Annotated in this window: 13 protein-coding genes; 3 read left to right on the plus strand and 10 right to left on the minus strand. The window is 51.9% G+C overall.

Annotated elements, in window-relative coordinates; genetic code table 11:
- Positions 1-305: 305 nt before the first annotated feature.
- The 3 genes from J4E05_RS22125 to J4E05_RS22135 all read left to right on the plus strand — a co-directional run bounded on the left by J4E05_RS22125 (position 306) and on the right by J4E05_RS22135 (position 3929).
- Entirely contained in the window at positions 306-1130 is an 825-nt protein-coding gene (locus J4E05_RS22125; protein WP_349600252.1) for a HugZ family pyridoxamine 5'-phosphate oxidase, read from the plus strand.
- 211 nt (positions 1131-1341) lie between these two features.
- Positions 1342-2967, plus strand: a complete 1626-nt coding sequence (locus tag J4E05_RS22130; protein ID WP_085592803.1) for a phosphoenolpyruvate carboxykinase — start codon at positions 1342-1344, stop codon at positions 2965-2967.
- Positions 2968-3131: 164 nt separating this feature from the next.
- Positions 3132-3929, plus strand: coding sequence for a substrate-binding periplasmic protein (locus J4E05_RS22135; RefSeq protein ID WP_349600254.1), 798 nt, complete (start codon positions 3132-3134; stop codon positions 3927-3929).
- A 70-nt stretch (positions 3930-3999) separates the two neighbouring features.
- Here J4E05_RS22135 and J4E05_RS22140 read toward each other — a convergent pair whose 3' ends face one another.
- The 10 genes from J4E05_RS22140 to fliD all read right to left on the minus strand — a co-directional run bounded on the left by J4E05_RS22140 (position 4000) and on the right by fliD (position 13404).
- Complete coding sequence (locus J4E05_RS22140) at positions 4000-4911, minus strand: flagellin (RefSeq protein WP_349600256.1); 912 nt, start codon at positions 4909-4911, stop codon at positions 4000-4002.
- Positions 4912-4923: 12 nt separating this feature from the next.
- Positions 4924-6645 carry a flagellar hook-associated protein FlgK gene (flgK, locus tag J4E05_RS22145; protein ID WP_349600257.1) on the minus strand — a complete coding sequence of 574 codons (1722 nt, stop codon included), beginning with the start codon at positions 6643-6645 and terminating at the stop codon, positions 4924-4926.
- A gap of 36 nt (positions 6646-6681) precedes the next feature.
- A complete protein-coding gene (locus J4E05_RS22150) occupies positions 6682-7110 on the minus strand; it encodes a hypothetical protein (protein ID WP_349600259.1) in 429 nt (142 codons plus the stop codon).
- 11 nt (positions 7111-7121) lie between these two features.
- A complete protein-coding gene (gene flgE, locus J4E05_RS22155; protein WP_349600261.1) occupies positions 7122-8417 on the minus strand; it encodes a flagellar hook protein FlgE in 1296 nt (431 codons plus the stop codon).
- Between the two features lie 17 nt (positions 8418-8434).
- A complete protein-coding gene (locus tag J4E05_RS22160) occupies positions 8435-9148 on the minus strand; it encodes a flagellar hook assembly protein FlgD (RefSeq protein WP_349600263.1) in 714 nt (237 codons plus the stop codon).
- Positions 9149-9296: 148 nt separating this feature from the next.
- Entirely contained in the window at positions 9297-9803 is a 507-nt protein-coding gene (locus J4E05_RS22165; RefSeq protein WP_349600265.1) for a hypothetical protein, read from the minus strand.
- Positions 9793-10542 (minus strand): hypothetical protein, encoded by a 750-nt coding sequence (locus tag J4E05_RS22170; RefSeq protein WP_349600267.1) that lies wholly within the window; start codon positions 10540-10542, stop codon positions 9793-9795. Before J4E05_RS22170 ends, J4E05_RS22165 begins: the two co-directional genes overlap by 11 nt.
- Before the next feature lie 61 nt (positions 10543-10603).
- Positions 10604-11191 (minus strand): sigma-70 family RNA polymerase sigma factor, encoded by a 588-nt coding sequence (locus J4E05_RS22175; protein ID WP_349600269.1) that lies wholly within the window; start codon positions 11189-11191, stop codon positions 10604-10606.
- 31 nt (positions 11192-11222) lie between these two features.
- Positions 11223-11723: a flagellar protein FliS gene (locus J4E05_RS22180; RefSeq protein ID WP_349600271.1), complete on the minus strand. Its 501-nt coding sequence runs from the start codon at positions 11721-11723 to the stop codon at positions 11223-11225.
- Positions 11716-13404: a flagellar filament capping protein FliD gene (fliD, locus tag J4E05_RS22185; protein ID WP_349600272.1), complete on the minus strand. Its 1689-nt coding sequence runs from the start codon at positions 13402-13404 to the stop codon at positions 11716-11718. The genes J4E05_RS22180 and fliD overlap by 8 nt, the downstream gene beginning before the upstream one ends.
- Positions 13405-13431 lie beyond the last annotated feature (27 nt).

Genomic DNA, 13431 nt, shown 5'->3' on the forward strand with positions numbered 1-13431 from the left:
GTCGGTGCCTGTCTAAATACATTGTAATCCGTAGTATCCCCTATGTTCGATACTATGCCGGGAAAAGAGGGATGCAAAACATCTTTAAGCTAGCGAAAACCAACCTTGCGTATAATTTATCTGCAATCCCTATACTTTTTACGACATTTCAGCTGCGAATATTCCCCTTAAACCCAGTATAAAAATTTACTTATATGGAGATCGGGACGCATCAACGGTTTAACAACCATTCGATAGATTAAAATTTTAAATAAACGCTTTAAAATTGCGCATACCTTTTGCCACCGTAACCGGGAAAGCAAGCCGTGAAACAGCCATCCGACCAGCCTGGAAATGACACAACCAGTTTACGCCGCCTGATGCGTAATGCGCCCGGGGCAACCCTTGCCACCCTGGCTTGCGAGCATGGCCAGGTTGAAAATGGCTGGCCCGTCGCATCCTTTGTGCATCCGGTAATTTATATCGACGGGTCCCCGATCATCCTGATTTCGGAACTGGCTGATCACACCCGCCATATTCATAACGATCCAAGGGTTTCACTGTTATTCAGGCCCGCAGACCCCGTGGCCTCTGCATCGCCCGTTAACCCGGGCACGGCATCTTCGCCAACGCCGCCTGCACCCTGCCCGCCATCCCCGCCCCTGACCGATACCCAACGATTAACCGTATTTGGCACCGCCACACGTACTGACGACGATTTTTTGCGACGTTATTATCTGGCCTGTCAGCCCGATGCCGCCCTTTATGCCGGTTTCGGTGATTTCGGGTTTTACCGGGTCAATGTCGTGGCGGCATATTGGGTGGGCGGTTTTGGCAAACAGCGGCGGTTACGAGGCGACCAGCTGGTTTTTGGTAACGCCCGGGAGCTTGCCCAACACCACGACGCCCTGGTTCAGCACCTTAATACCAGCCAGCAAGGCCTGATTGACAAAATTGCAATGCAAAAAGCCCCCGCCAGCGACGACTCCGCCACCGGCTGGAAAGTGATCACAATCGACTGTGACGGCATGAATTTGACCTGTAACGATACAGTCTTGCGAATCGATTTTCCTCATACAATAAGCAGCATGATCGAGGGGCAAAAGATTCTGGTAGAAATGGGTCAGAAACAGCACAAAAAACCGACATAAAACGGCAGATTTCCGGCCTTTTTTGCATATACGAACATGGCATTTTCACATTCGGAAAACGGGGGGCAAAATGCGGGTTATTTGCCCAAAGCAGCGGTTGCTTTTGCCATGTCATTGTAACAATATGTCGCAATGTCAGGGACCCACCCCACGGGACCCTTGCATATCAAGACATAAACCCCAGACTTCTTGATCCCACTAGGAGAGATCTGTGCTGCAATCAGGACCCGTTGTCAGCCGTGTAGGCCTTGAAAAACATGGCCTCAAAAATCTTGGCGCCGTTCACTGGAATTTGGACGCTGCCGGACTTTATGAACACGCCATCCGTCGTTCGGAAGGCAAAATTGCCAAGGGTGGTGCCTTTGTCGCCCTGACCGGCGAACATACCGGCCGTTCCCCACAGGACCGCTATATCGTCGAAGAAGATTCTGTCAAAGCCGATATTGACTGGGGCGATGTAAACCGCCCGGTTTCCCCGGAAGTATTTGAGCGCATGTATCAAAAAATGCGCGCATATTTTCAGGGTACCGAACTGTTCGTACAGGATTGTTACGCCGGTTCCGATCCGCAGTTCCGCCTGCCGGTGCGCATCATCAATGAAAATGCCTGGCACAACCTGTTTGTGCGCAACATGTTCATTCAGCCACCCAAAGAAGACCTGCGCGATTTCGACCCCGGCTTTACCATCCTGCATGCGCCTGGCCTTCAGTCTGACCCCGAAGTGGACGGCACCCGTTCCGAAATCTTCGTGATGGTCAGCTTTGAACGTAAAATGGTGCTGATCGGTGGCACCTGGTATGCGGGCGAGATGAAGAAATCGATTTTCTCGGTTCTTAATCACATTCTGCCAGCCAAAAACGTTCTGCCGATGCATTGTTCGGCCAATATTGGCCCGAACGGCGACACCGCCATTTTCTTTGGCCTGTCAGGTACGGGTAAAACCACCCTGTCGGCCGATGCATCGCGCACCCTGATCGGGGATGACGAACATGGCTGGGGCGAAGATGGCGTCTTTAACTTTGAAGGCGGCTGCTATGCCAAGGTGATCAAACTTTCGCGCGAGGCCGAGCCGGAAATTTACGCCACCACCGAAACCTTTGGCACGGTTTTGGAAAACGTTGTCATGAACAAGCAAACCCGCGAGCTTGACCTTGACGACCAGCGCCACACCGAAAATACCCGTTCGTGCTATCCGATCGAATTTATCCCCAATGCGTCGGAAAATGGCCGTGGCGGCCACCCGAAAAACATTGTCATGCTGACCTGTGATGCCTTTGGCGTTTTACCGCCGATCGCAAAGCTTAGCTCGGCCCAGGCGATGTATCACTTCCTGTCGGGTTACACCGCCAAGGTTGCCGGCACCGAAAAAGGTGTCAAGGAACCGACTGCGGCATTTTCAGCCTGCTTTGGTGCGCCCTTCATGCCGCGTCATCCCTCGGTTTATGCCAAACTTCTGGGCGAGCTGATCGAAAAGCACGGTGCCGATTGCTGGCTGGTCAATACCGGCTGGTCCGGTGGTGGCTTTGGCGAAGGGGCGCGTATGAAAATCGGTTATACCCGCGCGCTGTTAAACGCAGCCCTGAACGGCGAACTGGGGAATGTTCCGTTTGCAACTGACCCGTATTTCGGCCTGTCCTACCCGACCGAATGTGGCGATGTGCCGGCCAATGTGTTGAACCCGCGTGAAAGCTGGTCCAACAAGGCAGCCTATGACAAAGCAGCAGCAAACCTGACCGCACGTTTTGAAAAGAACTTTGCCAAGTTCGAAGAACATGTAGATGATGCAGTTAAGGAAATTGCCATTCGGAATAGCGCTGAAATAAAAGCTGCCGAATAACGCCTGTTTCCATCTGTTTCCGAAAGGGTCGGCCCTGGTTCGGGTCGGCCCTTTTTTTATGCCGCCACAATAAACGAAAAATGCCAAACGGTTCAGTAAGAAACCAGCAACCAGGGACTGGCTAAACAAAACGACCGACACGTTGAATCCGGGGGATCGGGAAAATGAAATTTGGGCCTTTCAGACTGGCAATTGCCATTTTGCTGGCAATTACCTGCTACATGTCTGTAAAACCGGCACGTGCGGAGGATGCGCGTCGCTCGGTTACATTGGCCTGCAACCCTTTCCCACCCTCTAAAATCGACGGAAATGCTCGCCTGCCTGGCTATGACGTCGAAATATTACGGGCTGCATTTGCCGTTAACAATTTAACCGTTAACACCCCGTTTTACCCGTGGAAGCGCGCCTATCTTCTGGCAGAAGAAGGCCGTGTTGACGGGCTTTGTTCATGTTCCTATACCCTCGAGCGCGAACGCGACATGTTGTATTCGGCAGAACTGGGGCGCGTTCGCATTGGCTTTTTTTCCATTGCCGGACATGTACCGCAAAACATTGCAAAACTTGCCGATGCGCGGGATTTACGGGTGGGCGTTGTTGCCGGCTATAACCTGGAAACTGCCGCCGTGAATGCCGGATTAAACGTGATAACGGCCAGCAGTGAACAAATTTTGCTGGGCATGCTGTATAACAACCGCATCGATGCCATCTATTCGTTTCGCGAACCGGTACTGGTGGCCCACAAACATCGCAGCACCCTGATTTTTCTGCAATATCATGAAATCAGCCAGGCCCCGTATTACAGCTGTCTTTCCCGCAAGATTGACGACGCCCGCACTTTGCTTGACAGTTTAAATCAGGGCATCAAAACCATCCGCGCCAACGGTGTTTACAACAGCATCCTTGAAAAATACGGCGTTGCCGATGCGATGAATATCAAACAGCCAACTGCCTGGATTAACTAGCGCCACTATACCGGCAGCTCATTTAATGTTTGGCTATTTGACCATTTGCCATGCCACCTGCCACACCATATCAACGCAAATAATCAAACAACGACAAATCGCTAACCTTTGCGACGGCGGAATAGGATGCCTCAAGTTGTACCGACAGCGTATCAAGCCGCACCATGGCCTCGGCAATATCGACTTCGGACAGATCCGAAACCATGCTTTCGGCAGTCAGTTGAAAATCGGTATGCATATCGACCACGGCCTCCAGTTCTGAATGCACGGACGACATCCGGGTTTGTTGTTCGCCGATACCATCAAGGGCCGAATTCAACAAACTGGTGGCTTCGGACAGGGCATCAGTATCAATCGGGTCAGTGCTGGCATTGGCAACGATGTTTAGCGCGCGTAACGCATTTTCAAAGGCATCCATATCGGCAGTCATGCCATAATCCACGGTCATGCCATCGGCCACGCGGGCAGATGACATATCGCTATTGCCCGCATAATAGGATGTATCTGCCGATGACGGTACGGTGATTGCGCCATAGGTGGTACTATCAACCGAAACCGGCAGAGTATCAGTTGCGGAACCGGCATAAAGATAACGACCTTCATATTGGGTATTTAACAGGGTTGCTATTGTATCAAGGGCTGACTGTGCCGAATCATTAAGGCCAATGACCGACCCGGTGCCGCTGCTTTGCGCGGCTGAAATATCGGTTAACATGTCGGTCAGAACTTCGGTCATGCTGGTCAGGCTGTCATAATAAACATCCACCCGGCCCTGAATGCTTTCAGCCAGATCGGCATAACTCGATGCCTGTGAAATTTCCGACGACAGACTGGTCAAAACATAAGCCTGATCAGCAACACCTGCATAATTAGTGGATTTGATCCCGGTTGTGCTTTGCTCTGACGCAGAATTAAGCTGCGTCTGGACGTTACGCATCTGGGTGATCAGGGATTGTTGCATGGCAGATGTGGAAACTCTCATGAAATCAAACCGTTACTGAACCATTTCCAACAAGGTATCCATCATCGATTTAGTAATATCGATAACAGAGGCGGCGGCGCTATAGGCACTTTCAAGATTGGTAAGGGTCAGGGCCTCTTCATCAAGATTGACCCCGTACTGATTGGAAAAACTTTCAACCAGGTCGCTATAAGCGGCATCGGCGACATCGGCATTTGTCTGGGCATCCGATGTTTGGCGGGCAACATCAGACAACAGTTCAGCCGCATAGTTTGACAGGCTCGACGTGGTGGCACCCATACCGCCTGCAGCCGCAAAAGACTGGTTTTCATCAAACATGGCCGACAGGCTGGTGGCGATATCGGCACTGCCAACCGCAATAACATTGTCACCCACGGCAAGGGTGGCATCCAAGACACCACTGCCGGTCGGCAGCAGCGACGGGTTATCTTGCCAGGCGCTGTTAAGGCTTATATTCGCGGCAGATGTGCCGGTGAACATGTCGTTCAATCCGAAATAATCGGAAAATCCCTGGTCGTCACTGCCCAAGGCGGCATCCATATTAATGATCGCAACATTTGCATCGTCGCTGGTGGCGGCAATGGTCAGGGTGCCGTCATCATTAAGGGTCGCACTCAGGCTGGTGCTGGCGTTAATGGTATCAACAAGGTCCTGCACGGTTGAGATTGTTGAAAGATCGATATCAACAATTTCGCTGGCATCGCCATTATCATCGGTTGCTACCAGCCGAACCGTCCCGCTGCCCGACACGGCATCGCCCGCCGATACCAACTGGCTGGATGTCAGTTCGTCAACACCGGGATAAGCCGTCCCCAGATTGGTAATCGCATTGACACTATCCATCAGGGTGACCGCCAAATTATCAAGCTGGGCCTGAATATCGGGCAAGGTTTCGTCGCGCAGTTCGATCAGCCCGCCCAGCGTACCAGCATCAATTGATGATGTTACCGCATTGCCATTCACTGTAATGTCACCAAAGGTGGTGTCGGTACTGACCGCCCCTGACGGGGTGTAGGAAAGTTCGTTTACCTGGCTTCCTACCAGTTGGGTGCCACCAAGATAAATCTGGGTCTGGTTGGTGGAATCGGTGAAATAGGTAACATTGACCAGTTCAGACAAATCATTGATGGCCTGGTTGCGCGCATCGGTTAGTTCGCTGGCAGCAACTGTGCTGGCAGCAAGCCCGGTCAGCTGTTCGTTATAGGACTGGATCTGATATAGTAGGGTATTAACCTGTTCGACCGTTTCATCAATTTGCTGATCGGCATTGCCCCGTTCGCTTTGCACGGTTTGCGACAATGTGTTGAGGTTATCGGCAATATTTTCGGCATCGGCCAGAACCAGTGATTTTTGCGATGTGCTGCTGGCATTTGACGCCAATGTCGCCAGCGATGTTTCAAGGTCGGTTATCAGGGTGGAAAGTGAATCATCCTCGCCCACCGTTCCAAAAGCCGAACTGACCGTGGTTAACGGGTTGGTAAAAACATCGGCATAGCCGCTATCGGTTGCGGAACTGCTGATCGATTTCAGTAAATAATTATCAACCGTGGACCCGGTGGCGGTAACATTAACCCCGGTTGTCGCACCGGCCAGCGTATTGGTGGCAAGGCTTTGTGTTTTCGCGGTGTAGCCATCGACCGAGGCGTTCGCAATATTGTTCGACGCCACCGCAATGCCGGACTGGCTGGCCTGAAGCGCGCTTAACGCGGCTGTCTGGGCGGCACGAATGGACATCGAAACGGCCTTTCAATCGTTGGTTTCGGGGCGGGATTAAAGTTTCATGTTCAACAAAACATGGGAAAAGTCGCTGGCAAGGTCGCCATCACGGTCATAGCGGGTTGCGCTATCGGGGCGAACAGCCAGCCAGCCGGCACGAATGCGCTTTAAACAGGCATCCCTGCGCGCCAGAAGCCGGGTGTTATTGCGATCCAGCTTCTTTTTCAATTCGTTGACCATAAAATAACTGTCGTTAAAGCAGGCAAACGGCCCACGGGCTGAACTTGCGGCAAGTTCACTCTGCATCGCTGCTTGCAAATTGCGTTGCAATTCAACCTTTTCGGCGGTGATATCGGGCAGCAAGGCGTATTGCGCCTGTTCCAGAATACGCCATTCAACATCTAGCAGCGTATCAAGCCGGGACATAATGTCAGCCAGTACCACAGGTGCGACTGCTTCGGTTTTGACTATTTTACCCATCATTCTTCCCTAGGTTAATTCACTGCCGAAAGCAGGGTGTCATACATATCCGAGGTGGTTGAAACCACCTGGGCCGCCGCTGAATAGGCCTGCTGGGCAATAATCATTTTGGAAAATTCGGTCGTGGTATCGACGGTGGAACTTTCCAGCGAATAACTGGAAATATCGCCCGTGCCGCCGCTGCCCGGCGTGTTCAGCACATAGTCGCCCGACACATTACTTTGTTTAAAAACCGTATCGGAATAGGCCGTTAACCCGTTGGGATTGGTAAAATCGGCCAGAACAACCTGGTAAATTGATTTGGTTGTACCGTTTTCAAAGGTTGCCGACACAACGCCATCCGCCGACACCGAAATTGATTCAACTTCGCTATAATTGCTGCCGTCGCTGGAAACTGAATATAGCGTCATGTCGCCATCACCATCCTTTGATGCCGATTGCTGCAAACCATCGGTGCTGCCTGAGGTCCCCAGATCGTTGGTAATCGTGCTGTCATTGGCACCCGATGTCCAACCCGTGATCGTCAATGTTGATGTGCTGGTAACATCGGTACCGGTGGTATCGGTTATGCCCGAAAGGTTGCCATTGCCATCAAATGTAATGGTCAGCGGCCCGCCCGATGATGTACCGGTAACCGTGGTGCCATCCGATGTCAGAACCGGGTCGCCATAGGTCAATTCCCATTCATTGGTGCCGGTTTTTTCATAATTATAGGTCACGGTATTGCTGGTACCCAGCGAGTCAAAAACCTCGACATCAACCGAAAAACTGTCACCAACTGCCGCATCGGCAGGCAAGTTCATGACAGTCGAGATATTTGATGTGGCATCGGCAGTGCCGGTCAATTCGTTCAGGTTGATGGTGGTCAATGCAGAGGTCGAACTGGGCACGGTGCCCGATGCCGGGTCACCATTTTCATCAACCGCATAGCCCATCAGGTAATAACCGGCACTGTTAACCAGGTTGCCTTCGTCGTCGGTGTCAAAATCACCGGCCCGAGTGTAATAGACATCGCCGCTTTCATCGGTCACAACGAAAAATCCGTCGCCGGAAATGGCAAGGCTGGTGACATCGGAATCCGACTGGATCAACCCCTGGGAACTGATATTGGTCAGCGTCGTTGTGGTCACACCGTTGGAATACCCCTGTGTGGTTGATCCCGGTGTTGTGACCAGCGAGGAAAACGACGCGGCACTGTCCTTGTACCCCACGGTGCCACTGTTGCTGATATTACCCGATATGACCCCTAACGAGGTGGATTGGGCGTTTAACCCCAAAACGGCTGAACTCAGTGCGCTGCTCAGGCTCATGATATCAATCCTTCACATCAGGAAACGGTTTGCGTGCCCTGGACATCGTCCAGATCGACATCAACGCCATTCACGTACAAAACGGCGTCATCCCCGGTCAGGTCCAGGGCGGACACCACACCGGTCATCAATATTTGGGAATCAACCGAGTTACCGTCGCTATCTGCGGCTGTAACCGACAGGGTATAAACACCCGACGTCGCCACCGATCCGTCGCTTTGTGTGCCATCCCAGACAAAGTTGTTTGATCCTTCGTCCCCGGTGGTCGTGGTTTGATAAACCACGTTGCCGTCCTCATCGGTCACTTTCAAATTGACGCTGGCGGCATCGTCATCAAGGACGAAATACCATTCGGCTTCGCCATCTTCGAGGGGGGCGCTGTCGCCAAGGGCAACAATGTCGGTGCCCAGATACGATTGCGCTGCCGAGTTTTCGACCACCCCCTGAAGTGACTGCAACGAACTGCTTAAATCGGTCAGCAGGGAATTGTTCTGCTCGGCCAGATTAAGCTGCTCAAAGGTGGCAAGCTGGGTGGTGATTTCCGATGTGTCTTCGGGATCGGTCGGGTTCTGGTTTTGAAGCTGGGTTAACAACAGCGTCATATAGGTGTCGTAGGTCGATGATGTGCTGCTATCGGTATCGGTCGAACTGGTTGTGCTCGACGCTGTCGTGCTGCTTGTTGACGAGGCAGCACTTAAAGTGCTGGTTGTCAGACCGCTTAGGAAACTCATCATCGCCTCCGGGAAATAACATGATCAGGGATCGCTTTGTTGATTTCACGGTTGGGCAGGCAAAAACTGGCGCACAAAATTCAATTATTTGTATCTGGCACAAAAAAAGAGCGCCAAAGCGCCCTTTTTCAAAACCCGAACAATTCGATTACCGACCAGGTGGCGGCCCCTGACGTGAAAGAGGTGGTGTGTTGATCGCCAGTTGGTAACGGTCATCAGCAGATAGTCGCACAGCCATACGCGCCATATGGTCCAGCACCATTTCAACCTCGCCGCTTACTGTTCTGGCAAAATTGTGGAAGGTATCGGTAATTTCGCGATCATCGGGATGTTCCTTTAACAAAACCGTTGCCATGTGCTTGAACATGCCGGCGTCCCGGTTCTGACCAATCAGATCCATCACCGGTCCCATTTCCTCATCAAACACGGCCTGTCCTTCGGGGGACAGGTTTTCGCGCAGATTAATCATCATGCGCAAAGGGGGCGGCCCCGAAGGGTGACCCTCAAGCTTTGGTCCCGAACGCTCAAAAGGCAGCATCGTACCGCTACCTGCAAAATAATTACCAGCCAACGCACCCAGAATAAAAAGGTTCAATGCCATAGATGCCATCAGGAATATGGCAGTCGATGTCGGTTTGCGACGATCATTTATCATTTGGTTTTTCCTCGACGGCATCTTGCCCGGTTTGATCACCGGTTGTGTCATTATCTGGCATAGCCAGATCATAGAGATGCCTGTCTACAATCCTGGCAACGGGAAGTTCATCGGCTTCGGCCGTATTTGAAAACCCCTGACGGGCGGTAAACGTCACCCCGAAAACAAAACCGAAAACCATGCAAAGCAACATTGCCGCCGCAGAAATCATATAGCTACGCGGAATAGCCGTACGGACGGGCTGGGCCGCACTCACGTTTGTCGCACCCTGGTTTGTTCTGTCGTGCCCGGTTTGGCCGCCTGTGCCGGCGGTCATTTGTGTATTATTACGCTCGCCTGCGTTACGAGGCGACCCGACAGGTACATAGCGACGCGGTTTCTCACTCACCATGTCGTCAGAAAGCGGGGCGCGATAATCTGCGTCCACACCGTTATCACCTGTGTCAAAAGGGGTTTGTTTCCCCGTTGAGCGGCTGGATATTTCCCGCTCATCCGGGATGGAACTGTCATTTTCGGCGGCTTCGATTGCGCCAAAAATATCGTCAATCGCCTTATGCCGCCCCATAGGTACCGGGTCGGCGGCAAAATCGTCTTCAAGGCTGTGCAAATGCCGGATCAGTTCAGCAGCTTCGCCATTCTGTGCAACGAACCTGTTGCCTTCCTGGCGAAACGGCTCTGGCCAGAACGCTATGTCCCATCCATATTGATCCAGCAAGTTTTCAAATTCGCTGATATTCACTGGCCACCGCTTTTTCCATAGGACGAACTTACCTGTTCGAACAATTCAATAAGAATAGCGCCTAAAGGATATTCTTCAATTCTTCCCTTAACCGCTTTCGTGCCCTTTTTAGCAAAGATTCCATTGCATTAACCGATATTCCAACGATTTCAGCCGCCTCTGCATTGGAAAGTTCGCGATCATAAAACAGATTGATGGCAATTTGTTGTTGTTCAGACAGCTTTTTTACTGCCACCCGGAGCCGGACAAATTCCTGATGCCGGGCCAGTTTTTCAACCGGTGACATCGCATCGTCGGGTGTTTCTTCTATTTCAACATTTTCAACCGGACGCGGACGACGTTTAAAATCAATTACCCGGTTAACGGCCACTCGATAAAGCCAGGTTTTAAACTTTGCCCCATCAGGACGCCATTGTTCCCGATGCAGCCAGACACGCACGAAAACGTCCTGCGCGACATCTTCGCAGTCCCCCGAGGGCAGGCCCATGCGCCGGGCGATCCCCTGGATCGCCCGGTAATATCGTTCAACCAGCACACGGTATGACGCCTTGTCACCGGCGACAACGCGTTCGACCAATGCCTCATCGCTCAGCCCTGATAACCCGGCACTGCGCGATATCGCTTCGCGGGCATGGTTTGCTGTTGTCATATTCTGGCTAAGGCCTGCGTTCAACGATGCCTCACAAAACCTGATTGAACCGGGATTTTTCCGGGGATTGCAATGAACTGGCCGTTTCCGTATTGCCCAAAGCTATCTGATTCCACTGTCGCGCCATAGCCTCAAGATGGCGATCAACATAAGAATATCTGGTTTCCCGGGGAATATCACGGCCAGCACGGGTCAGAACTCGCAACATGCGCGTATAAAAAGCCATCAAATCACGCGATAGTTCTGGTGCGTCATTCGGGGCGACCACCGCACGCAAGCCGCGCAGCTTGCCCAACACCAATGACCGTTCCCGAATCTCTTCTTCAAACTGGCCTTCTGCCCGGTGTTTGGCGGCCTGTCGCAAATGCTGACGTACACGCGTAATCGCCAGTACCATCATGGTCACGGGTGAAGTCGTGCGCAGCGCATTGTTATAAAGGCTACTGGCCCCGACAAACTGGCTTAATGCCGGGTGCGGAGGGTGCTGGGCATCACGAGATCGGGATTTGTTACGAAGTTTCATTTTAGTCATCGTCATTTCCCCATAGGGCTTCCAGCTGGTCACGCAATAATTCCAACTGGTACATTTTTGTTTCGAGAACGGAATAACGATCAATCAGCTTGGCCGCGTAATCTTCTGCATCCTGGGTGATGTCGGAAACTTCGTCTTCAAGGTCGTCGGTCTGCTTTCCCAGTCGGTCGATCCGGTCGCTTAGGAATCCGTCCGATGTATTAGTATAGGTGTCGATGCTATTTTTCAGACCGTATGCCAAACCAGGTGTGACGGTGACATCAACAGACTTGCTTTCACTGCCGCCAAAATAAAGTGTCACCCCTTCATATACCGACCCTTCAGCCCCGGTGATTTTGTTACCACTTACGGTAAACAGGCTGTCATCCCCGTCGACATCGGCGGATGCGATACTGCCGTCATCGTTCATCGTGATATTGACAGTGAAACTGCCGCTATAAGTGCCGTCGGCATCATAAACCAGCAGATCATCCGAACTGGTGTCGGTTTGCAGAGAAAACAGCGCCGAAACCGTGTCAAAATCCGACACCAGCGCGTTTTCCAGCTCCTCGCTGTCAATGACAAGATAGTTGCTGTCATCATAGGAAATGCCAATCGATGACAGCGACTGATAAAGGCTGGAATCACTACGAAACCCTAGTGCGTCATAAACATCACGCGATACCGACGACAGCAGGTTATCACCAAATAAAACAGCGTCCTCGTCCGCCCCGGTGCCGACGGTATAGGCCTGATTGGTTAGAACAAAACTGCGGAAATCGTTGTAGGCGTCGACAAAGGCCTCGATCGCATCATACGCAGAACTGGCGTCATCATCGACTTCAAGAGTAATTGTCGTGCCTTCTTCAGCATCATAAAGATACAGCGTCACCCCGCTAATAACGTCATCAACTGTGTTGCTATTACGGGTTACTTCCACACCATCGACCAAAAAAATTGCCGGTTGAGCGGCAATCAGTTCGTTACTGTAACTGCCATCCGTACCAATCAGCCCCAATGACTGGGCCAAAGATGTATCAGCTCCACCCGTGGAAAAATTAATTTCCTCGCCGGTATCGGCGGCCGATAAAACCAGCATGAACTGGCTATCTGAAATTTGCAGAACCGATGCCGACACGCCGCTGGCAGATTTCTGCTTGTTGATTTCATCGGCAATATCGTTCAGCGACATATTCGTATTAACGGTAATCTCAACACTGTCGCTATCGCCAAGGGCCAGGCTTAAATCGCCCGATATCCCGGCTGCTTCAGTAGCACTTGTCGCAACATCGCCTGCAATTTTATGGGCCGTGGCAATCTGGGTGACTTCCAGTTCATAAGTCCCCGTCGTTGCCGCATCATCGACCAGCACACCAACAACATCACTGGCGGTCACCGACCCGTCCGAGGATGAAAGATAGGCCGTTTTCTCCACCCATACGTCGTCCCGGGTACTGGCCAGTTCGGCATCTGCAGTCAGGGCTTCGGCAGCGTCTTCCAACGCGCCCAGTAAATCCTGCAATTCTTCATATGCAGCTATCTGAAGGTCAATGTCATCGATTTTGGCATCAATAACATCGGCCTGTTCCATTTTTGCGTCATAGGCATCTTGCACCAGGGCTGCCGTATCAATATCGGTCAGTCCTGATGTGTAGGAAGACGAGACATAGCTTGACGATGTGGCAGAATTAACGGTCGACATAACCGGTTTCCTTGGCAACGCACATGG

It is taken from the genome of Thalassospira sp. NFXS8, from assembly GCF_040148805.1.
Lineage (GTDB): Bacteria > Pseudomonadota > Alphaproteobacteria > Rhodospirillales > Thalassospiraceae > Thalassospira.